Annotated in this window: 23 protein-coding genes; 14 read left to right on the top strand and 9 right to left on the bottom strand. The window is 47.1% G+C overall.

Features of this window, described 5'->3' with window-relative positions; genetic code table 11:
* The first annotated feature begins 60 nt into the window (after nt 1-60).
* The gene (locus RIH33_RS12915) at nt 61-1167 is read left to right on the top strand and encodes an MBL fold metallo-hydrolase (RefSeq protein WP_406651210.1); all 1107 of its coding nucleotides are present in this window, start codon (nt 61-63) and stop codon (nt 1165-1167) included.
* Here RIH33_RS12915 and RIH33_RS12910 read toward each other — a convergent pair whose 3' ends face one another.
* The gene (locus tag RIH33_RS12910; protein ID WP_406651209.1) at nt 1168-3018 is read right to left on the bottom strand and encodes a glycosyltransferase; all 1851 of its coding nucleotides are present in this window, start codon (nt 3016-3018) and stop codon (nt 1168-1170) included.
* Nucleotides 3019-3178: 160 nt separating this feature from the next.
* Between RIH33_RS12910 and RIH33_RS12905 the strand changes: the two genes are divergently transcribed.
* Both RIH33_RS12905 and RIH33_RS12900 read left to right on the top strand, forming a co-directional pair.
* A complete protein-coding gene (locus RIH33_RS12905; protein ID WP_406651208.1) occupies nt 3179-3313 on the top strand; it encodes a hypothetical protein in 135 nt (44 codons plus the stop codon).
* A gap of 219 nt (nt 3314-3532) precedes the next feature.
* Nucleotides 3533-4435: a hypothetical protein gene (locus RIH33_RS12900; protein WP_406651207.1), complete on the top strand. Its 903-nt coding sequence runs from the start codon at nt 3533-3535 to the stop codon at nt 4433-4435.
* 53 nt (nt 4436-4488) lie between these two features.
* Here the strand turns inward: RIH33_RS12900 and RIH33_RS12895 are convergent, their stop codons facing one another.
* Nucleotides 4489-5379: a DMT family transporter gene (locus RIH33_RS12895; RefSeq protein ID WP_406651206.1), complete on the bottom strand. Its 891-nt coding sequence runs from the start codon at nt 5377-5379 to the stop codon at nt 4489-4491.
* Between the two features lie 22 nt (nt 5380-5401).
* Nucleotides 5402-6394, bottom strand: coding sequence for a tRNA dihydrouridine synthase DusB (gene dusB / locus RIH33_RS12890; protein ID WP_406651205.1), 993 nt, complete (start codon nt 6392-6394; stop codon nt 5402-5404).
* A gap of 38 nt (nt 6395-6432) precedes the next feature.
* Here dusB and RIH33_RS12885 point away from each other — a divergent pair, with 38 nt between their 5' ends.
* The 8 genes from RIH33_RS12885 (at nt 6433) to RIH33_RS12850 (ending at nt 12458) form a co-directional block, all read left to right on the top strand.
* Nucleotides 6433-7374 carry a lysostaphin resistance A-like protein gene (locus tag RIH33_RS12885; protein ID WP_406651204.1) on the top strand — a complete coding sequence of 314 codons (942 nt, stop codon included), beginning with the start codon at nt 6433-6435 and terminating at the stop codon, nt 7372-7374.
* Nucleotides 7367-7573, top strand: coding sequence for a hypothetical protein (locus RIH33_RS12880; RefSeq protein ID WP_406651203.1), 207 nt, complete (start codon nt 7367-7369; stop codon nt 7571-7573). Before RIH33_RS12885 ends, RIH33_RS12880 begins: the two co-directional genes overlap by 8 nt.
* Complete coding sequence (locus RIH33_RS12875) at nt 7566-8384, top strand: phosphatidate cytidylyltransferase (protein WP_406651202.1); 819 nt, start codon at nt 7566-7568, stop codon at nt 8382-8384. The genes RIH33_RS12880 and RIH33_RS12875 overlap by 8 nt, the downstream gene beginning before the upstream one ends.
* Nucleotides 8385-8452: 68 nt before the next feature.
* Nucleotides 8453-9727, top strand: coding sequence for a Glu/Leu/Phe/Val family dehydrogenase (locus RIH33_RS12870; RefSeq protein WP_406651201.1), 1275 nt, complete (start codon nt 8453-8455; stop codon nt 9725-9727).
* Nucleotides 9727-10383, top strand: coding sequence for a phosphatidylserine decarboxylase family protein (locus RIH33_RS12865; protein WP_406651200.1), 657 nt, complete (start codon nt 9727-9729; stop codon nt 10381-10383). The genes RIH33_RS12870 and RIH33_RS12865 overlap by 1 nt, the downstream gene beginning before the upstream one ends.
* 151 nt (nt 10384-10534) lie before the next feature.
* Nucleotides 10535-11119 (top strand): DUF4389 domain-containing protein, encoded by a 585-nt coding sequence (locus RIH33_RS12860; protein ID WP_406651199.1) that lies wholly within the window; start codon nt 10535-10537, stop codon nt 11117-11119.
* 10 nt (nt 11120-11129) lie between these two features.
* Entirely contained in the window at nt 11130-11663 is a 534-nt protein-coding gene (locus RIH33_RS12855) for a DUF4870 domain-containing protein (protein ID WP_406651197.1), read from the top strand.
* A 9-nt stretch (nt 11664-11672) separates the two neighbouring features.
* Nucleotides 11673-12458, top strand: coding sequence for a M48 family metallopeptidase (locus tag RIH33_RS12850; RefSeq protein WP_406651196.1), 786 nt, complete (start codon nt 11673-11675; stop codon nt 12456-12458).
* On the opposite strand, the gene RIH33_RS12845 is transcribed toward RIH33_RS12850, so the two are convergent.
* Both RIH33_RS12845 and ribD read right to left on the bottom strand, forming a co-directional pair.
* Nucleotides 12459-12929, bottom strand: a complete 471-nt coding sequence (locus RIH33_RS12845; RefSeq protein ID WP_406651195.1) for a GAF domain-containing protein — start codon at nt 12927-12929, stop codon at nt 12459-12461.
* Between the two features lie 9 nt (nt 12930-12938).
* The gene (gene ribD / locus RIH33_RS12840; protein WP_406651194.1) at nt 12939-13958 is read right to left on the bottom strand and encodes a bifunctional diaminohydroxyphosphoribosylaminopyrimidine deaminase/5-amino-6-(5-phosphoribosylamino)uracil reductase RibD; all 1020 of its coding nucleotides are present in this window, start codon (nt 13956-13958) and stop codon (nt 12939-12941) included.
* 18 nt (nt 13959-13976) lie between these two features.
* Between ribD and prmC the strand changes: the two genes are divergently transcribed.
* Complete coding sequence (prmC, locus tag RIH33_RS12835; protein WP_406651193.1) at nt 13977-14828, top strand: peptide chain release factor N(5)-glutamine methyltransferase; 852 nt, start codon at nt 13977-13979, stop codon at nt 14826-14828.
* A gap of 10 nt (nt 14829-14838) precedes the next feature.
* Here the strand turns inward: prmC and RIH33_RS12830 are convergent, their stop codons facing one another.
* Both RIH33_RS12830 and RIH33_RS12825 read right to left on the bottom strand, forming a co-directional pair.
* Nucleotides 14839-16140: a TonB family protein gene (locus RIH33_RS12830; RefSeq protein WP_406651192.1), complete on the bottom strand. Its 1302-nt coding sequence runs from the start codon at nt 16138-16140 to the stop codon at nt 14839-14841.
* On the bottom strand, nt 16127-16702 hold the full coding sequence (locus RIH33_RS12825) for an RNA polymerase sigma factor (RefSeq protein ID WP_406651191.1): 576 nt from the start codon (nt 16700-16702) through the stop codon (nt 16127-16129). The genes RIH33_RS12830 and RIH33_RS12825 overlap by 14 nt, the downstream gene beginning before the upstream one ends.
* Nucleotides 16703-16816: 114 nt before the next feature.
* Here RIH33_RS12825 and RIH33_RS12820 point away from each other — a divergent pair, with 114 nt between their 5' ends.
* On the top strand, nt 16817-18637 hold the full coding sequence (locus tag RIH33_RS12820) for a von Willebrand factor type A domain-containing protein (protein ID WP_406651190.1): 1821 nt from the start codon (nt 16817-16819) through the stop codon (nt 18635-18637).
* Here the strand turns inward: RIH33_RS12820 and RIH33_RS12815 are convergent.
* A complete protein-coding gene (locus tag RIH33_RS12815) occupies nt 18631-19266 on the bottom strand; it encodes a hypothetical protein (RefSeq protein ID WP_406651189.1) in 636 nt (211 codons plus the stop codon). The two genes, RIH33_RS12820 and RIH33_RS12815, sit on opposite strands and share 7 nt — an antisense overlap.
* 125 nt (nt 19267-19391) lie before the next feature.
* Here RIH33_RS12815 and RIH33_RS12810 point away from each other — a divergent pair, with 125 nt between their 5' ends.
* Nucleotides 19392-19961 (top strand): DUF4136 domain-containing protein, encoded by a 570-nt coding sequence (locus tag RIH33_RS12810; RefSeq protein ID WP_406651188.1) that lies wholly within the window; start codon nt 19392-19394, stop codon nt 19959-19961.
* Nucleotides 19962-20020: 59 nt separating this feature from the next.
* On the opposite strand, the gene RIH33_RS12805 is transcribed toward RIH33_RS12810, so the two are convergent.
* Entirely contained in the window at nt 20021-22471 is a 2451-nt protein-coding gene (locus tag RIH33_RS12805; protein WP_406651187.1) for a TonB-dependent receptor, read from the bottom strand.
* Nucleotides 22472-22490: the final 19 nt, after the last annotated feature.

Here is a 22490-nt window from a genome sequence, read left to right as displayed (position 1 = left end):
AACAGTGGTGACGTTATTCATCACTGTTCATTGTTTTTTATGCCCAAAACAAAAAGTGTGTTGTTAAGATTCTCCGCCCTTCTTCTGGGCGCTATCCTTCTCTTTTTTCTATCAGTTATGGCCTTCATTCACTTTGCTCCCCAGTTTGGTGCCAAACCTTCCGGCGAACACCTGGAGACCATTGCTCAGTCTACCAACTACGACGGTAAGCAATTCATCAATCTCATCGAGACCAAACTGGACAACAGCCTAAGCAATATGTGGGGGATGATCCAGGAGTATGCATCAGCCAAAAACACTGCGCCCTCTGCAACTATCGAAACACAATTTGGACAGGGAAACACGAATACCTCAGACACCACAGTACGTGTCACCTGGTTTGGTCACTCCACCATATTACTGGAGATCGGAGGCCAACGCATCTTTCTGGATCCAATGCTGGGGCCTGCGGCCTCTCCGGTACCTTTCTTTGCCAAACGGTTCAAAAATAACCCCGCATTCGATCTGAACACCATCGGGAAGCTGGACGCGGTGATTTTTTCTCATGATCATTATGACCACCTGGATTACCCTACTATCAAGGCCATTCAGGATCAGGTGGGGCATTTCTACACCCCCCTTGGACTAGGTTCTCATCTACAGAAATGGGGCGTCCCAAAAAACAAAATTACTGAGCTGGACTGGTGGCAAAGTGCCCAACTGGATAAACTCACCTTTGTGGCTACTCCGGCCAGACACTTCTCCGGTCGGGGCACAGGAGATGCCAACAAGACCCTTTGGGCCTCATGGGTCATTCAGAGTTCCGAGCACAATATTTACTTCAGCGGTGACAGTGGCTATGGCCCTCATTTTAAGGAAATAGGAGATCAATACGGTCCGTTTGACTTTGCTATGATGGAATGTGGTCAATACAACGAGCGCTGGAAAGCCATTCATATGATGCCCGAGCAAACAATTCAGGCGAGCCTGGACCTCAAAGCAAAAGCGGTTATGCCCATCCACTGGGGGGCCTTCACCCTGGCGCCTCATGAGTGGATTGAACCCGCAGAACGCGTAGTAGCTGCCGCGCAGGAAGCAGGAGTAAACCTGGTCACTCCCCGCATCGGTAACACTTTCACTCTGGAGGAAACCCTCCCCAAAACCAACTGGTGGCTGGAAGTTCAGTAATTATTCCATTTCAAGGGCTCTGAGATACGCCTGGTCGTAGTATCGAATGAGGTTTGACCAGTCAAAAAGCGAGGAAGAACTCTCCGTTCTGTTTCTCAGGTCTATCCGGTCTCTTCTGCTCAGCCGCACGTAGTTGTACATTTTGTTGGCCAGGTTACCCGCTGCTTCGTCAAACGACTTTTTGTTCCTTTTCACCAGATAAATCCCCCTCCGATCATGGTCGGGCACATTGTCCTGCACATAGTCCCCGAACCCAGCCAGATCACTGGTGACTGTGGGCACTCCGGAGGCTATACACTCCAGTGGAGTGTACCCCCAGGGCTCATAGTAGCTGGGGAATACTCCCAGGTGGCAGCCCCGGACAAACTGGCCATATTCCATAGAAAACAGCGGATTCGTATAATTAATGAAATCCGGATGATAAACCACTTTCACCCTGTCGTATTCATTGTTAATGAGGTTGGAGGTGCGTAAAAAGTTGAGAATCTCATCATTGGCATCATCGTGGAGGTTGTGCGTAATGATGGGGGGTAAGGAAGTTGACTTCCAGGTTTGCAGGGTTCTTCTGAACCTTAGGCGCCAGTAGTCATCCACAAACTCATTGAGTTCAGGAAGTTTGGTGTCCTTTCTGCTCACCGCATCGAAGAGCAGCCGCTCACCTACCTGCTTTTTAATAGAGTCAATAACATGTCTGAATTCTTCCAGCAGCGCTCTGCTCTCGAGTATGTCCGGATTGATGCTGTAGTATGGCCTTTTAGTAATGAAAAACATCACCACGGTCACGTCCGACTTCTCAGTTTGCAGTCGGTGGTTCAGCCGAGCCAAGGCCTCCAATGTAAGATCATAACCTTTGTTGAGGTATTCGTATCGCCCTGAGGTAAAAAAGTAAAGGGTCTTATCCAGGTCAAAGGTGTAGTTGGAAAAGAAGTGAGTCATCGTAAACGAGTGAATCTTATTCTTATTCTCCAGGTGCAAATTTTGGAATTCATGCAGTGCTTCAAAGCGCTGATTGTTGATCCCGTTGGGCAAAATCACATCAGGGTTTCTTCCAAGCAGCTGGCGGCATTCTGTAGCAGTCACCTCACTCACCGTGCTGAAAACATGTGACCCATGTGCGGCGGCACGCTCTATCATCACATTGGCCTCTATGTTGAAGTGCTTTGCTTCTTTCTGCCAGTCCATGAAGGAGAGGTGATCGTAAAACTGCGGATCATTCATGGCCAGGTACCTACCCAAAAGCGTAGCGTGGGTGGTAAAGATGGTCTTTACGTTCACGCGGTCCTTTCTCAGACCCGGGATGCCCGAAGCAGCCATCCATTCATGAAAGTGCGCAATGATTTGTTTATTACTATCCTTTGTTTCCTCCGCCAGCTCAGTAAGAAAGAGCTTCACCAACTCGCCAAATGCCAGGACGTCATTCAGTAAATGATCATCGCTCGGAGTGGAGATCCCATGATTTTCCCAAAGCAGGTATTTGATCTCTCCCAGCTTATGCATCACGCTTCCCAGATCAAAAAGAACTGCCTTTGGCCGTCCAGAAACCAGCCAAACACCATAGTGTACTCCATAGCCCTTTTCACGCATCCGGCGCACCGCCCTTCCAATCGGATCATTGTTGAGGGGTTCTTCTGGCTCAAACTCGGCAGCTACATTGGCAGAGATATATGGGCCCAGCAGGCAGTAACTACTTCCCCACTTGGGGATCACGGTGGGTACCTTGGAGCGGATCACAGTGTATATGCCCCCCACCTGATTAAGCACTTCCCAGGCTATCTCCAGCAATAGGGTGTTGGAGGTATGGGTTTTTGTAAGTCGCTTTGCCTTCACCTTTGTTTTGCCCTGCTTTGCCATATTAAGTTAACGTTTTCACTTTACTCTAAAGAAAAACAATTATTGTGGCTTTTCTCATAGCAGGGTAAGTATTTGGTGCTAAAATGTAACGATCCGAAAAAACGTGAGTATTTTTTGAAAAGATGCAACCTTATTGGTCAAAACATCATCAATACTTTGAATGAAGTGGACTAAGCTCATAACGCTCTTAATGATCATCTCCCTGCTGACTTACCTGATGGAAATGGAAAGACGGCTGAGGGACATCATGTCTCCTCAGGTAGAGACCCTCTCTCTGGAGTGGGAGCACCTGTGACCCACCTGCTGGCAGCTCAAGAAACCTCTCAGGATTAGCCACAAGCTCTATTTGGCCTTAAAAAATCAAATCAGAACAGTTTGTTTTCTCTTTTATTGAATGCTTTATATTAGTTTTCCGCAAATTTGACAGTCCGCCAACATAAAAAATGTTTGAGGTTTTAATAATTTTCGGTTAAACTGAGCAGTTTAGCTTAAAACATTCATCATATAAAGCATTATGAAAACTAACGATTCCTATTTGTCCTTTCTTGATATCTGGCATGTCGCCATGTGGTACCTGTTTCTGGTGGCCATCGGTCTTTCCATTGTTTTTGTCATCAGGTATTGGATCAAATATTCATTTGCCGGCACACTCAAAGAGAAATTCGATGTAGCCAGTCAGCATGAAATCAAAAGTTACCTTCGGGCCAATTATGTGTTAGCTGCCAGTATCTTTTTCTTCCTCAATACAGTATATGATGAAACAGTGGTTCTTAGTCCTGTTTGGTTTTTCATCAGGATCTTTGTCTCCTTTTGTATAGGCACATTACACATCTACATCGCATACCTCATTTTCAAGTACTACTACCCTGGCCCACTGGAGAAAAAACTCAAAAAGCTGAGGTATACGCCACGTATCAACCCTGGCACCGGCAATGAAATGAAGCTGCTGAGTGAAGATGAAGAAGATACTTACCTGGATGAAGGGATGCAGGCTGAAGAGGACGCATTCTCTGTGGACTACGACGTATGGATAGACCCGGAAACTCAGGAAACCAAGATTGAAAAATATCAGGGTCACCTTAGCGCATTCGAATGTGACCGATGTGGTTTCCAGACATTAAAACTGGTAAAAGAGGATATTCTGAAACCTGCCACTGATCACGAGGATGGTGAAATACAGAAGGAATACGAGTGTTCTTACTGTGGTCGGGTAAAAAGAAAAACACAGAAACTCTCCAAGAATATTGATAAAGATTCCCTGGTGGCTAAATCAGCGGGCCATACCATCCCTAATATTGAGGCCATCAAAATGGAGATTCATGATACAGACGGCCACACTAAAATGTTTGAGTTTCAAAACACTGCGCAGGCGAAGAAATTTCTCGAAGAATTCGATTTTTCGAAACTGCACGATTAAGACCTTCTTAGTCTTTCAAAAAAGGCGACCCGATGCTATCGGGTCGCCTTTTTTTATACCTTCTTTCTATTGGAGTTGGCTACATACACCCCGACCAAAATGGCTACTATGCCGAGTATATGGCTCAATAAAAGCACCTCGCCATCCAGCACTCCCCACATCACAGCGACGATGGGGATGATGTAAGTCACGGAAGAGGTAAAAACAGGGTCGGTGAGATTCACCAGTTTATTGAAAATAATTAACGCTATGGCCGTCCCTACCACTCCCAGTGTGAGAATATAACCCGTGGCTTCCAGTACACCTTCTACCTCCACCAACCGGGTGGGAAAATCTGAAAAGAACAATAGCTGCACAGCGGCGATGGGCCCCACAAAAGCCAGAGAGATACTGGTGATGGTCATAGACCTGAGCTCCTGCAGGTGGTGCTTGATGATGTTAAGGTTGAGGGCATACATGATTGTGGCCAATACCACAAAAAATGCGTAGAAATTGAAGTTGGATAGCTGACCTCCTGATCCGGCCATCACCAGCGTGGCGGCTCCCAAAAATCCCACAAAAACCCCTACGAATACACGAGGAGACTGCTGCTGCTTATAGACAAATAAGCCTACCAGCATGGTGAATATGGGTGTCATAGCATTCAGTACCCCGGTGATGGAGCTTTCCAGTCTGGTCTGAGCTATGGCAAATAGAAATGCCGGAATAAAACTCCCCAGAAAGCCAATCGAGATTAGGTACCTGACCTGATGCCGCCTGACCTTCTTCAGGTTTCGAATCACAAAGGGCAGTAAAAAAAGGGATGCAAAAAAGATTCTGAGGGAACCCACCTCAAAAGGAGTGAGTCCCAGCAGGCCTTTTTTGATCAGAATAAATGAGCTTCCCCATATCAAGGATAAGGCAAGCAAAAGGCTCCAGGCCTTTAGGGTTGGTTTTTGGGTCATATTGGGGTTGGGGGTCTTAGGATCAGGCGATGATCGCCTCCTGAAATACTTCTGGAATTTCATCCAGAATACTCTTCAGTTCTTCAAATGAAGCGGATTCTACCAAACGTGTGCGGTAAGGTTTGAAGTCCGGTATTCCTTTGAAATAGTTGGTGTAATGCCTTCTCATTTCGAAAATACCCTTCAGCTCACCTTTCCACTCCACAGAGAATTCCAGGTGTTTTTTGGCAACAGCTACACGCTCCGTCAAAGTAGGTTTCTCCAGATGCTCCCCTGTGGCCATGAAGTGCTTGATCTCATTGAAAATCCAGGGATAACCGATGGCAGCCCTGCCGATCATAATCCCATCTATTCCGTATTTCTCTTTGTATTCCAGCGCCTTCTCCGGGCTGTCAATGTCACCGTTTCCAAAAATGGGGATGTGGATATCGGGATGATTTTTTACTTCCGCTATTTTGGTCCAGTCTGCCTCGCCTTTGTACATCTGCTTGCGGGTGCGACCATGTATGGTCAGCGCCTGGATGCCCACGTCCTGCAGACGTTTGGCCACCTCCACGATGCGAATGGTGCTATCATCCCAGCCCAGACGGGTCTTCACCGTCACCGGCTTACTCACTGCCTTCACGATCTCAGCAGTCATTTCCTGCATTTTGGGAATATCCAGCAAAATGCCGGCACCGGCTCCCTTGCAGGCTACCTTTTTCACCGGACAGCCATAGTTAATATCGATTATCTCCGGATTGGCCTCCTCAGCAATGGCGGCCGCCTGACGCATGGAGTCTATTTTATCTCCGAAAATCTGGATGCCTATCGGGCGCTCGTAATCATATATGTCCAACTTCTCCACACTCTTGGCGGCATCCCGGATGAGCCCTTCCGAAGAAATAAATTCAGTATACATCAAATCCGCTCCGTTTTCCTTGCACACGGCACGGAATGGCGGATCACTCACATCCTCCATGGGTGCAAGCAGTAGCGGGAATTCCCCGATTTCTAAGTTTCCTATTTTGACCACAGTCTTATGTCCAATTTTGCCGTAAATTTAGGGCAATTATGCAGAATATCCTGAAAAACACCGATGAGGGTGATCGTTCGGCCGCCCCCTGGATGTTACTACTGATTTTGGGTGGTTATGTTTTAGCTGCCCTTTTTTTGTTTTCCTTCATTGCTCAGGGGCTGATAATGCTCCTGTTCAATTACAACACACAGGAATCGCTAAGCATTCTTACCAACCCCTATGAGTCTGAAAGCGCCAAATTGCCCCTGATGATTATTCAGGCAGTGACCTCCGTGGGTGCTTTCATCATTGTGCCACTGTTCTTTATCAAAGTCAACCTAAAAACAAAGTACGCCCCATTTTTCAGTTTTCCGGAGCAGGCCCTGCGCCCCATACTGATGACTGTGGTGATCCTCTTTTGTTTTATGGTGGCCAATAGTGTGGTGATAGAATGGAACCAGAATGTAGATATGCCCGACATGTTTTCGTGGTTTGAAAACTGGGCGCAGAGTAAAGAAGCACAGCTGGAAAAACTAACCGAATACCTGACCTCTTTTTCTGGGATTCAGGAATACCTGATCGCTCTGGTAGTCATCGCTCTGATCCCTGCCGTGGGTGAAGAGCTTCTTTTTCGCGGACTGATTCAAAACCTCTTTGGAAAAGCTTTTAACAATCCGCATGTGGCCATATGGCTGTCGGCTATTGTTTTCGGTATTTTCCATTTTCAGTTTTACGGGGTGGTGCCGAGGATTTTCCTTGGAGCCCTTTTTGGCTACCTCTACTATTGGTCCGGCTTCTTGTCACTCGCCATGGTAGGTCATTTTATCAACAACGGACTCACGTTGACCTTGCTTTATTTCAGTCAGATCAAATTCATCAATTATAATCCCGCTGAGGCAGACACGTCTCCGCCACTCTATGTGGTCAGCATCTTTTTTCTGGCCGGTGCAGTATTGCTATATTTATTCAGAAATTTATTCCCTGAGAAAAATGCGTGATTGGCAATGCGTGTACCGTGACACCCTGGAATACCGTGCGGAAATCGTAAAAGCTGTTCTGGAGGATCAGGAAATGAGTCCTGTGGTTTTGAATAAGAAAGATTCTGCTTATCAATTAGGTACATTTGAAGTTTTGGTGGCCCCGGAATACATCATCAAAGCAATAAAAATTATAAACGACGAAATCAAATTTGAATAAATTCTCCGACCTCTACCAACGCATCATCTCTGCCACGGCAGGCGCAGCGATCATTGTTTCTTCTCTTATCATTGGCGAGTGGGCCTACTTCGCAGTATTTCTCACCATTTCGCTTCTGGCGCAGTGGGAGTTTTACCGGCTCATTAAGCTGCAGAGCTATCTACCCATCAGACTCCTGGGTGTGGCCATCGGAGGTGGATTATTCATCTTGTCCTTCTTTGTGGCGCGTGGATCACTCAACGCCAATTTCTATTTTATCATTTTCCCGATCGCCTCACTCATATTCTTAATTAAGCTGTACAAGAAAAATGACAACAACCCATTCCTGAACATTGCACTCTTTTACCTTGGCCTCACCTACGTGGCTCTGCCGTTTGCCCTTATGAATGTGGTGGTGCACTACCACGGCTGGTACAGTTATGAGATATTGTTGGGGCTCATGCTGATTATCTGGGCCAGTGACACAGGTGCTTACTTTGCCGGAATCCGCTTTGGCAAACGAAAGCTTTTCGAGCGCATCTCCCCCAAAAAATCGTGGGAAGGAGCCATAGGTGGTGCGCTGACGGCCGTGGCATTTTCCATTGTCATCAGCAGATACAGTACGGGTCTGGCCATGTGGCAATGGATCATCGTGTCTCTGATCGTGGTAATCGCAGGCACCTACGGAGACCTGGTGGAGTCGATGTTTAAGCGTACCATGCAAATCAAGGATTCGGGCACTTCCATTCCCGGGCACGGGGGCTTTCTGGATCGCTTTGACAGCCTCATTCTGGCCGTTCCGTTCATCGTTGTTTTCCTTAAACTTTTCTAGTTAAATGTAGGGAAACACGTAGCTTTGCTGCCAAATAAACAATAACCCCATTTAAATTATTTACAAGCATGGCTTACATTGAACCGGCTCCTATTAAGGATAAAGGAAATCCTTTCGAGTCAATGATGTCACGATTTCACATTGCAGCGCAACACCTCGGCCTGGATGATGAAGTTTATAATGTATTAAAGTCACCTACCAAGCAAGTCATCGTATCACTGCCTATCACCATGGATAATGGATCTATCCAGGTGTTTGAAGGCTACCGGGTGATTCACTCCAACATCCTGGGCCCCTCAAAAGGGGGAATCAGGTATGACATGGACGTGAACCTGGACGAAGTAAAAGCGCTGGCCGCCTGGATGACCTGGAAATGTGCCGTGGTAGATATTCCTTACGGAGGTGCCAAGGGTGGCATCAAATGTAATCCAAGAGAAATGTCAGCCGGAGAAGTGGAGCGACTTACCCGCTCATTCACCCAGTCGATGCTGGAAATTTTCGGCCCGGACAGGGACATTCCCGCACCTGATATGGGTACCGGACCGAGAGAAATGGCCTGGCTGATGGACCACTATTCCAGAGCTCAGGGCATGACGGTCAACTCGGTTGTTACGGGTAAACCACTGGTTTTGGGCGGATCACTTGGCCGTACAGAAGCCACTGGTCGTGGGGTAATGATCTCAGCGATGGCCGCTATGGAGAAGATGAAAATCAATCCTTTTAAGGCAACTTGTGCCGTTCAGGGATTTGGCAACGTAGGCTCATGGGCAGCTATCCTGCTGGCAGAAAGAGGGGTGACCGTGGTATCGGTATCAGACCTTTCGGGAGCGTACTATAACAAAGAAGGAATCAACATCAAGGAAGCCATCAACTACCGAAACGAAAACAACGGGTCGCTGGAAGGATTTGAGGGCGCTGAAAAAATAGACCCGGACGAGCTTCTGCTGCTGGATGTGGACGTATTGGTACCTGCTGCCGTGGAGGATGTTATTACTCAAAAGAATGCAGGGCAGATCAAAGCAAAATTGATTGTGGAAGGAGCCAATGGACCTACATCCGCCAAGGCTGATGCCATTCTGAATGACAATGGCATCATGGCGGTACCGGACATCCTGGCCAACGCCGGTGGAGTAACCGTCTCTTATTTTGAGTGGGTTCAAAACCGATTGGGCTACAAGTGGACCGCTGAGCGGGTCAACAGAAGATCCGACAGGATCATGAAAACAGCCTTTGACAAAGTGTACGAGACATCTCAACAATATAATGTTTCCTTGCGTATCGCTGCATATATTGTGGCCATAGACAAGGTGGCTAAAACCTATAAATACAGAGGAGGATTCTAATGAACATTCACAAAGAAGGATACAAGATCATACCCATTGCAGCCATTGTTTTAGTGCTGCTCTATGCACTGCTTTACTGGCTCATCCCATTTCAGGTAATTCAGATCATCCTGGGCCTGGCAGCGGTTATTTTCTTCGTCCTTGTGGTACGTTTCTTCAGAGACCCTGAATTTCCAGTTGAGAAAAACCCTACACAGATCATCGCTCCGGCAGATGGTAAGGTGGTGGTGATAGAAGAAACCGAAGAGTCTGAGTATCTGAAAGACAGACGAATTCAGGTATCCATCTTCATGTCTCCACTGAACGTGCACGTGAACAGAAGCCCGGTAGCAGGAGAGATCTCTTACTACAAATATCACCCGGGTAAATTTCTCGTGGCATGGCACCCCAAATCGAGTACGGATAATGAACGAACTTCTATCGGGCTGAAGCTGGCCTCCGGAGTGGAAATCATGATGCGTCAGGTGGCAGGGGCTGTGGCCCGGAGGATTTGCTTTTATTCCGAAAAAGGAAAGGCAGTAGAGCAGGGAGAGAAGTTTGGGTTTATCCGCTTCGGTAGCAGAATAGACCTCTACCTTCCTTTGGATGCTAAAATAAAAGTGAACATCGATGACATTTCCTATGGCGGGAAGACGGTCATCGCCGAACTTCCTTAAAAGAAGAAAACATATTAATAAAAAAGGGCCCGGTGATCACCGGGCCCTTTTTTATTTGCAACCCACCTACCAGCCGCCGGAGGATTGCAAATAGTTCTTTGATCCTTTTCCAAAAAAAATTAACTTCCGATTTCACAAAACCTAACCTTAAATGAAGTTAACCATCCAACACCAGGAGTATTACTCCCGTGGAGAGCTCATCTTGCGCTCACTATTTGGTGCGATTTACATTGCATTCCCACACCTTTTTCTTCTTATTTTCGTCAGCATCTGGGGAGCCATCTTACAGTTTATTGCATGGTGGATCGTCCTGTTTACCGGAAAGTATCCTCAAAGCTTTTTTGAATTTCAGGTAGGCCTGTTACAGTGGAACCTGCGACTGAATGCCCGCTTAATGAACCTCTCTGACGGTTACCCTGCCTTCGGCATCAATGCCTCCGACGAGTATACTTCCCTGGAAGTGCCCTACCCTGAAAGCATCAGCCGTGGCTTGCTCCTGATCCGTGCGTTCTTCGGTATTATTTACGTGCTCATCCCACATGGATTTATTCTTTACTTCCGTACGCTCTGGGGGCTTATTCTTTCCTTTCTTGGCTTTTGGGCCGTGCTTTTTACTGGTAAGTACCCGGAATCCTGGCATACTTTCAATGTGGAAACGTTGAGATGGAGTACCCGGGTGAGTTTATACATGGGCTTTATGGACGATCAGTATCCACCATTTTCCGGCAAGGAATAATACCAAAACAATGACAGAAACGTCCGAAAAATACTACCCGATTGAACAGGTAGAGGATATCAGCATGAGGGATCGGGAAGATGCCATGGGGGCCTACCTGATGATGTTTGCCGCGCTGGCGGCAGGCCTCCCTTTGCCTATTTTAAACCTCATAGCAGCGGTGATCTACTACTACGTGAACAAGGGCAAAAGCCGATTTGTGAAATTTCATTCCCTGCAATCCCTCTATTCACAGATCCCAACCACTCTGATGAATGCCGGACTGGTGTTCTGGACTTTCAGGATTATTTTCAATGAGGGGTCATTTCGCAGCAATGACGTTTTTATGGAAGGGTTTGCTACTGTTTCGGAGCTCTACTGGGGCTACCTATGGGTGGTAGTGGCAGCCAATCTACTGTATGTCATTTTTAGTCTCGTGGGAGCCACAAAAGCGCGAAAAGGAAGGTTCTATTATTTCCTTTTCTTCGGCAAGCTGGCTTATCACTTTGCGTACCTCAAGGAAGAACCTTCCGACACCAGCGTACTCAATGAGCCACCCAAATAATCCACCAGAATGATCAAAGGACTTTATAAGGAACTGCTCATTGTCATAGGAATATTTCTCCTGGGGTGGTTGGCTTTTATACTATTCAGGTGGGTACCTGAGACGCCCGAACTGTCCGTATCAGTGGAGACGGAGCAGGAGCTGGGGGACCTGCTTGCTGAACAGGTGCTGCGTGAGTATGAAGCCTTAGAAAATGATACGGTAAGAGAAGCCATTCTTATCATCAAGAAAAGGCTTTTGGCTGCCATAGGCCCTACCAACTATGACTATCAACTGCATGTGCTGGATGAGCCCGAGGTGAATGCCTTTGCCACCCTCGGTGGGCACATTTTTATATTCTCCGGGATCATCAGACTCTCAGAGAACCCGGAGGAGTTGGCTGCCGTCCTTGCCCATGAAATGGGGCACGTGGAGGAGCGACATGTGGTCAATAAAGTCATCAAAGATCTGGGAATCAACGTAGTCTTTTCCATCCTCACCGGAAGTGACCCGGTGCTGGTGGGGGAAATCGCCAAAGCCACCATTTCCTCCTCGTTTGACAGAAGTCAGGAGACCAGCGCTGACCAGTTTGCACTAAAAACCCTCGAGGGAGCAGCCATCAGTCCACGGTATGTTTCTACCATCTTTCGACGGCTGAAAGAAAAGTATGGAGAAGGTGACAACCGGCTTGATTTTCTGATGTCCCACCCTAACCTCAACAAGCGCATTAAAGAGGCTTTGGAGTATCCACTGAAGGAAAACTTTGAGGCTGAGCCAATGAATATAGACTGGGACCTGGTAAAGTCAGTGTTGTAATCAGAGCTTGGAAACCAATCTTTCCAGATATTCCTGATCTACCTCATCAAAGGCCCCCAGGCTATCACTGTCCACGTCCAATACGCCGATGACCACACCATCTTTGATCACAGGCACTACAATCTCTGATTTACTATCCGAGCTACAGGCGATATGCCCTGGAAATTGATCCACATCAGGCACGATAAGGGTTTTGCCCGTAGCCCAGCTCTGTCCACAAACCCCTTTTCCCTTGTTGATCCGTGTGCAGGCAATAGGCCCTTGAAAGGGCGCGAGCACAAGCTGAGTATCTTTGACCATATAGAATCCCACCCAAAAGAAATTCATCCCATACTTCAGCGCTGCCGCGATATTGGCCAGATTGGCAATCCTATCCTCCTCATCTGCAATGAGCGATTCTATCTGAGGAATCAGGGAAGCGTACTTTTCTCTTTTGTCAGTGGTGTTGATAATGTTTAGTTCTTCTGCCATTTTAGCGCTTCAATAATTTTTATAAATCAATAGTCGATCCTGTAAAACGTCGGTCTCCGACAAAAGTTCACCGGATATCAGGGGAGCTGCTATGCCTTTGCCAAAAGAGTGCGGGGCAATGAAAACCCTGGCTTCATCCCAAGGGCCACTTTCCAGGAAAGAGTTCAAGAGCTTACCGCCCCCCTCAACAATTAATGACTGGATTTTCAATTCGCTGATCGCCGCTAAAATGGCTTCAGGAGTCGTCTCCTTCCGCTGTATAAACGTTAAATTTGGCCTGTTTTCACCCTGCCCTTCTGTAAAACAATAAGTAGGGACACTTCCATCCAGGAGATGTAATCCCTTGTTTAAATCCAATGTTCTGTCAATGAAAAGACGCACCGGATCCTTTCCTTTCCAGTTTCTGGTGGTCAAAGAAGGATTGTCATACCGTGCCGTATTAGTACCCACCAAAATCGCATCCTCCTCCGCGCGCCACTTATGCACCAACTGTCGCGAATAGGCATTGCTAATCCATTTGCTATCATAGTTTTCCCGCGCCACAAAACCATCGGCGGTCTGTGCCCACTTAAGGATGACATAAGGTCTTTTCTTTTCAAAAGCTGTGAAAAATCTCCTGTTGAGTATGCTACCTTCTTCCTTTAGCAAACCCACTTCTACTTCAATTCCGGCATTCCTCAACCTCTGAATGCCCTGCCCGGCCACTAGTGGATTCGGATCATCATTGCAAATGACCACTCGCTTTACCTGATGCTTCACCAGCAAATCTGCGCAGGGTGGAGTCTTCCCGAAATGAGCACATGGCTCCAGGGTCACATATACGCTACTTTCAGTCAAAAGAGACTGATCCTTTACATCCTGCACCGCATTCACCTCCGCATGGGGTCCACCGTACTGCTGATGATATCCCTCCCCTATGATTTTATCGTCTTTCACAATGACACACCCAACCATAGGATTGGGGCTTACATTTCCCAAACCCAGACGGGCAAGCTCCAGCGCTCTGTGCATCCATTGTTGATCTGACATATTTGATAACTTCGTGCTGTGAATCACAAAGTGTCTGCAATTTACAAAGAATCAGTTCTTCTACTGACCCCTATCTATGGGGAAAGAGAGGCAGAGTCTATCCTCAATCTCCTATTTGAGGATCACCTGGGGATCACCAGAATCCATCGGCTTACCAACCCGGAAAAGGAGCTGTCAGAAAGTAATGTTGAGAAGCTCCAGACTGCCATGCCCCAGTTGCTCAAAAATATCCCTGTGCAGCACATTATCGGCTTTGCTTACTTTATGGACAGAAAATATCTGGTGAACAAGCACACGCTGATTCCCCGGCCTGAAACCGAAGAGCTGGCAGGGCTCATTCTGGATGAAAATGATCATGAGAAAGCACTGGACATGCTGGATATTGGCACTGGTACAGGGTGCATAGCCATCAGCCTGGCATTGGGCTTTAGTCAGGCGAAAGTGACAGGCTGGGATATCTCAGAAAGAGCTGTTGAAATCGCCCGACAGAACAGTCAGGCTCTGGGCACTTCGGTCATATTTGAGGTCCAGGATGTACTCCAGGAGGTTCCACCAAAAAAATATGACCTCATCGTGAGTAATCCCCCCTATATACCAGAGACGGATCGTGCAGACATGCATGAGAATGTTGTGGGCTTTGAGCCGGAGGGTGCGCTCTTTGTGCCCAATGATGACCCCCTCATTTTCTACCGCAGGATTGCTGAGCTTGGGTTCACACGACTTAACCCAAAGGGAAAGCTCTATTTTGAAATCCATGAGGACTTTGGACTGGCCATGAAAGAAATGCTGGAAGAAAAAGGATACACAGGAGTGGAAGTCTTTCAGGATCTAAACAGCAAAGATCGCATGGTACGAGCTTTACTTATCTAAAGGCGGCTCCTCATTCCCGCTCAAACAGGACTTTCACCCTAACCTCACTTTCTACAGGCTCCCCATCTCGGGTAGCTGCTGTCCATGGTGGGCCAGTTCTCACTAACCGGATCGCCTCCTCATCACATCCAAACCCAAGGCTTCTTTTGATCTCTATTTCACCGATTTCCCCTGTGGAGAGAATCGTTACCTTCAGGATTACCTTTCCCGCAATGGCCCCATCCCTGGCTGCTTTGGGATAGTTCAGCTCACGTTCCAGGTAGGTTTTGTAAGCCTTCATCCCTCCTGCAGGCACCGCGCTCTCGAAGCTCAATTCATTTGCCTCCTTGTAAGTGGTCACCACCACCTCAGAGAGGGCCTGCACATCTGTTTCCATTTCTACATCGAGCTGAGTCCGATCGCCAACCTTTAGCTCCACCGGATCATACCCTACATAGGAGAAAACAAGCATCGCGCTTTTCTCTGCCAGATCTATGTTGTACTCACCATTGATGTCGCTCGTCACCCCATAAGAGGTACCCTTCACGAGCACGGTCACTCCTGGTAGCGGATTCCCGTCCTCATCTGTGATCGTACCGGTCACCTTGTCCCCGGCACCCAGCGCTGATCGCGATACTGCCCCTGTAGATCGGCTCATGGCCACCACTTCTTTTTTCATTACGGTACTCTCCTGCGGAACCTCCTCCTCTATCACCACCTCAGCCAATATCTCATCTTCCAGCTCCATGACCTCCTCCTGCTCTATCAACTCCTCTGTGGCTGGTTCCGGAGGTTGGTTAGTTATTGCAGCATCTTCCTGCGGAAAAACCTTTTCTTTTTCATCGGCCAATACGTTTTCTACTGGCTTTGGTCTTGCCTCTTCGGCAACGGGGATACTTTCCTTTTTGGTTATTGGCGGCTCAGGGGTAACAGGCGCCTCCTCCACAATATCGAGATCACCAGTGGCAGCAGAACCCTCTTCCTGTTTGTCTTCTTCCTTCAGGGATAGCTGGTCACTGGCAGAATCTAAAGACGGAACCACTAACCAAACAACCACAGCAGCTACCGCCAGAAGTGCGAAAGTCGCTGCCCAACGCCATAAATGACTTTCACGCTTTTCTGCTTTAGCTGCAATCTGTTCTTTCAACCTATCCAGATCCGCCTGGGTCAGTTCGGGATCAAATTGAGCATAGCCTTCCATAGCTTCCTCATCAAAAGGATCATTCAACAGCTGTCGCTCCACTGCATGCGCCTTTTTGCCAGTCAGTCTGCCTTTCAGATAGTCCCTGATCTGTTCACTGGTCAATGTGCTATGTTTTCTACCTGTCGACATGTTGCTTTTCGATACAGATTTTCAAATTTCGTTTTCCATTTTGGATATAGCTCTTCACCTTTTTCAGCGCAAAAGAGGTTTGTTTACTCACCTCCTCATAGCTCAGCTCCTGCAGGTAAAATAGCCGCACGCAGCGCTGCTGATCCGCACGCAGCTGCTCCAGGCATTTCTCCATGGCTTCAAGGTCATCATCTATATCTGCATGCGCTTCCTCTATGGGATGCAAAAACACCTCATTTTCCACAACCGACCCATTGAGATTTTCACTTGTTCCGGCTTTGCGAAGTTCCATGAGGCAGTGATTTTTGGCCACCATATAAAGCCAGCTTTTAAAATACCTGACCTCATGATTTTGCAATTTTCCCATCAGGGACTCAAAAACTGCCATCACCGCATCCTCCGCCTGTGACCGATCTTTCAGGTATTTCAAACAAAGTCCATAAACCAAATGCACATACCTGTTGAAAAGCACACCGATTAAGGCCTTGTCACCCGTTTTCCGATAGCGCATGAGCAAAGTCTCATCCGTTTGGCTCTCCGTATTTGAAGAAATAAATTTCAAATAACCTGTTGTTTTACAGTGAGTTAAATCTCAAGTGAAAAAATAATTTCATATCTCTTATGGAATTAAGGTCGGTATCACATCTCAAGAATACAAATCAAATATGATATCGATATGAAAAAGCTTCTATTACTTCTCGCCATCGTCATTGTTTCCAGTTTGGATGCCATGACCCTACCAATAACCGGATCGGTTTATGATGAAACAGGCACCCCCCTACCTGGTGTGACCATCGTAGAAAAAGGAACAACCAACGGCGCACTTACTGATAAGAATGGAAAATACTCCATTACAGTGAAAGATGCCGGCAGTACACTGGTCTTCTCCTTCGTGGGTTTTCAAACCGAAGAAATACGAGTGGGAAAGAAACAGCAGATTAATGTCATCCTGTACACCGATGTTCAACAGCTACAGGAGGTAGTCCTTGAAGATGATGCATCATCATCTGCCCTCCGCAAGCGGCTAAATGCTACAGGGGCGGTTTCACGAGCTGCCGGTCCCTCCTACATGGTCAGTGAGCCCTATCCATTTCACAACACTGAGTCTTATGATGCCATTGAGGAAAATATCTTTCACAAAAGTGTCGACAAACCTCTATCCACCTTCTCGATTGACGTGGATGCCGCCTCCTACAGCAACCTGCGACGCTTCCTGCACATGGGGCAGCTCCCTCCCAAAGAAGCAGTGCGCATAGAGGAAATGATTAATTACTTTCATTATGACTATGAAGGACCAAAAGATGACAAGCCCTTTGCCATACATACTGCGAAGACCAAAGCTCCGTGGAACGAGGATCACCTGTTGGTGAAAATCGGAATTCAAGGGAAAAAGCTGGAAATGGAGGAACTGCCCCCCTCCAACATTGTCTTCCTGCTGGATGTATCCGGCTCCATGGACGCCCCGAACAAACTGCCGCTCCTCGTCTCCAGTCTGAAAATGCTAGTCAATGAACTACGCCCCCGGGATAAAGTATCCATCGTGGTATATGCCGGAGCAGCTGGGCTGGTGCTCCCACCTACAGATGGGGGTGACAAAGCCACCATCATCGAAGCACTGGAAAATCTGGAAGCAGGTGGCTCTACGGCTGGTGGAGCAGGGATTCATCTGGCATATAAGGTGGCCAAAGTGAATTTCGTAGCGGGAGGCAATAACCGGGTGATACTGGCCACCGATGGAGACTTCAACGTGGGTGCCTCCAGCAACGGCGAGATGCAGCGGCTCATTGAAGAAAAACGCGAAGAAGGCGTTTTCCTTACGGTGCTGGGGTTTGGTATGGGCAACTACAAAGACTCCAAAATGGGAACTCTGGCTGACAAAGGCAACGGCAACTATGCCTATATTGATAATATTCTGGAAGCCAAAAAGGTGTTGGTGACAGAATTTGGCGGCACGCTTTTTACGATTGCCAAAGACGTGAAAATACAGGTGGAGTTTAATCCCAACGTGGTGCAGGCCTATCGCCTCATTGGATATGAAAACCGAAAACTCAACGATGAAGATTTCAACGATGACAAAAAAGATGCCGGGGAACTGGGAAGCGGCCACACGGTCACGGCACTTTATGAGATTATTCCTGTGGGTGTAAAGAGTGAATTCACCAAAGATGTGGATGACCTGAAATACCAGACTCAGGCCATTGCAGGGAATATGGATGAGCTGCTCACGGTAAAATTCCGATATAAAGCACCAGCTGGAAATACCAGCCAACTCATCGAACGAGTGGTGCCAAACGACAAACAACCCGATGAGGATGAAAACCTCAACTGGGCAGCTACTGTGGCAAGCTTTGGGATGGTGCTGAGAGATTCAGAATTTAAAGGGGACCTTACTTTCAGTAAAGTCCTTCAAATGGCACATCAGTCTGCCGGGACAGATGAATTCGGCTACAGAGCGGAGTTTATCAACCTGGTGAACATTGCCAACAGGATTCAGTAATCCAAATCCTCAATCACAACAAAGGGGGGATGGCTGCAGCGAATTTCAGCCTCCCCTTCTTTTTCTTTGATCACATCGAGTTCCTGATAGTGCGAGGCTTTCACATCCTCCTCAAATCCAACTGCATGCCATTGCGAATGCTCATTCAGTGCCATCAATGACAGGCGGGTTCGGGCAGGAAGCCATTTCCTGAATGTCTCATGCTTGACAAAAAGGAATTTTTGTTTTTCTGTAAATACCACCAGGTCAAGCTGGCTAAGCCACTGAGTAGCTAACTGGAGTACATCAAATATGGACTCCTCGTCCGTGATGATATTCACCGCCCGATGATCTTCTTTTTGCAACACCGTCAGTCCGGTCATCAAAAAGTGTGAATCGTCAATAGCGATGATTTTCACCGGCTGCTGATCATCCAGGCGGCTTTTCCAGCTTTCAAAATGATTCAAACTGACCAGGGCAAAGTCCAGTTTATGACCCAGGCTGGTATATTTATCTATAGCCGGCTCACAGCAGATTACCGTTGGCGACCACTCCAGAAGTGCGTGCAAATGTGAGACAGGAAAAGAGTCCAGGCGGTGCAAAATCAAGGCTGGTTCCTGCTGATCTCTGACAATGTGGTGTGATGACATTCGGAAATATTAAAATTCGGTGTTAAATTATAAGTGTTTAAATAACAAAAATTCAAAACAAAAACAGTTTGAAAAGAATTTAATAGTAAGAACGTTTCACCAAACCCCGCCAAATTTCTACAAAAATGAAAAATTTACTCATTATTATCTCGTTTATCCTGCTCTCCGGATGCATGGCGGAGCGGGAATTTATCGTAGAGTATGATTACAGTTATCGCGGGAAATTCAAGCGCTACGATACCTTTAATTTTCTAAACCTGGGAGACACCGTAAACTACAACGGCCTTAGTGACAGCATGATCAAAAGAGAAATTGAGCGTCGCATGATCTCCCAAGGCTACAAAAAATCTGACAAGCCTTCCATTTATATTGCGTACAAAGTATTCTCCAATGACATGTCGTTTAAGGGCTACGAACAGCTGGAGTTGGAAAGCTGGGATGCCCTATATGCGGAGCGTGCCGAAAACGAAAGTAATCTGGAGTATATCCGTGAAGCCAAGTACACCAACAAAGCGTATGAACTTAAAAAAGGCACCTTGTTGATTGACTTTGTGGACCGCAAGTCCAATGGGGTAATCTGGCAAGGCTACGCCAGCGGGCTATTCGATGACAGAACTTATTTCTCTAAAGATGTGCGGTATTCCGTTCGCAGCATTTTGAATCAATACAGACTGCTGGCCGCCAGCTATCAATAAAAAAACTGGTTACATTGAAAAGCGCCCGGAAATTTCATTTCCGGGCGCTTTTTTTATGCTTAAAACTTCAGTGAAACTGCTGCCAGAAAATTTGTGCCCGCCTGGGGATAATAATAATTTTCACGCACTACATAGTCTCCTCCGGCATACCCAAAGGTGTAGCCATTGCTCACGTATTTCACATCAAAAATATTATTCACCATCAGGGAAATGCCAATCTGCTTCACCTGCTTGCTGGCAAAAGAAAGGTCCATTTTCAGATCGTTCACAAAGTAAGCATCGATGCTGCGGTCATCATTTGAGGTGTTGTCCAGGTATTGCTTACTCACATATTTACTCAGCAAAGAGATTTCCATGAAGTCCAGCGGACTGTAGCTAATCTGGGAACCGCCAATCACATTGGGAGAGAACGAGATATCTGTATCAGTGTATTCATTTTGAATTTCGTTGTACTCATCAAAGGCCGGACCATAGTCGTAAATCACTTCAGTAAATTCAGCGATTTTATTCTGGCTCAGGGTCAGGTTTCCTGACAGGGTGAGGGCATCCATGACCTTTACTGCTCCTACCAGCTCCACACCCATCCGGTAGCTATCAGGTACGTTCACCCGTATGGATGAGCCCACATCATTCACCGCGCCTGTGAGTACCAGTTGATTCTCATAATCCATCAGATAGTAGTTGGCAGAGTAGCTATAGTTACCAGAAGCTTTACGGTATCCCACTTCCAGGTTGTGCATGGTTTCTGCCTTTGGGATCTGATCTGCGGCAGCATCTACAAAATCACCACGTACAGGCTCCCGATTGCCTATGGCGTAGGAAGCATAAAAACTCTCACCTCGTTTGACCAAATAGGTCAGACCTACTTTCGGATTGAAAAAAGCATAATTGTCTCCCGTGTCGATATCCCTTAGGTCACTGTCCACACCCTTTGTGTGATAATCCAGCAGTCGCACCTGAGCATCTGCGAAAAGATTCACTTTAGGAGATAGTTGATAGTTCCCTTTCAGGTAAACATTGAAATCGGTTTTCTTTCCAAAATTGTCATAGTACCGGTCGCGAATGGCACTGGTACTGGCATACTGTGCCCAGATGATCTCTCCAAAATGATCGCCATCATATTTGTTCCAGGCGCCCCCCAAAGACAAGTCCCATTTCTCCTTACTGTAGTTTGCTGAGAAGGTAAATCCGTAAAAATCATTATCCAGCCATCTGCGACGAATCAAATCAGTAGAAGTGATAGTGCTATCACCAATCACCACATCCGGAAGGGCATAGTCGGCCAGGTCATCATCGGCTCTATACTGCTCATAGTATCCACTTCCGTTGGTATAATGCAGCGCTCCGTTTACGTTGAAATTGGGGTTGAAAACATGGCTCAAGTGGAGTTGATAATGATCCTGCTGGTAATTGTCCACCTCGTTATCGTACTGATAGTAATTGTAGGTACGCCCTGAGTTGAGCAGGTTATCTGCCTGCTCATCGGAAAGCCCATTATTGGCTATGACCTCCATCATCCCATCCACATCGTTGTTCAGCCGGGCCTCAGGAGTCCCCCACCAGGCCTGATACGTGACTTCTTTGCCTGCAAAAACCACCGCTTTCACGGTAGTCTTATCTCCATAATATCCCCCCGAGAGGTAGTAAGATTTCAGATCAGCGGATGCCCGATCCAGGTACCCATCAGAGGTTATCTGTGACAGCCTTCCCTGGAAGGCCCATTTTTTGTTAATCAGGCCGGTATTCATTTCTACTGTGTGCTTCCAAGTATTGAACGACCCAAAACTATTATCCACTTTGGCATATGCCTCCTGAGAGGGCATGTCCGTCTGCAGGTTCACCGAAGCACCGAAGGCAGCCGCGCCATTGGTAGAGGTACCGATTCCCCGCTGAATCTGAATGTTATTGACCGAAGAAGCCATATCAGGCATGTTTACCCAGAAGGTACCGTGCGATTCCGAATCATTGATCGGCACACCATTCACGGTCACGTTGATACGTGTAGGGTCACTACCCCTGATCCTGATGCCCGTGTAACCCACCCCGTTTCCAGCATCGGAAGTCACGACCATAGAAGGTGTATGCTGAAGAATAAAGGGCAAATCCTGGCCCATGTTTCGTCCCTCTATCTCCTTGTTTGAAATGTTTGAAAAAGTAGTGGGTGTTTTATCATTCGCACGGGTAGCATATACAAAAACCTCTTCACCTTTGATCACATTTTCTTTTAGCGAAATCTCCAGGGAAACATCCTGATCTACCTGTAGCACTTTGGTATAGGTTTCGTATCCTACAAAAGAAACACTCAATTCAAAGGTGCCTGCCGGTACCTTGCTCATCATAAAATAACCATCTCCATCGGTGGAGGTAGCATACTTAGACTGGTTCAGCCACACGTTAGCTCCGGGCAAGGACTCGCCCGTCGCTGTGACGACCTTTCCATCCACATTGAACTGACCATAGGCGCTAAATACAGCGATCATTGCCAGCATTGACATCCAAAAAACTCTCATTTTAATTTGTTGTTAACAT

It is taken from the genome of Marinoscillum sp. (assembly GCF_040222955.1).
GTDB lineage: Bacteria > Bacteroidota > Bacteroidia > Cytophagales > Cyclobacteriaceae > Marinoscillum.
The sequence above is the reverse complement of the archived record's forward strand: the minus strand, read 5'-3'. Positions and strand labels throughout refer to the sequence as shown.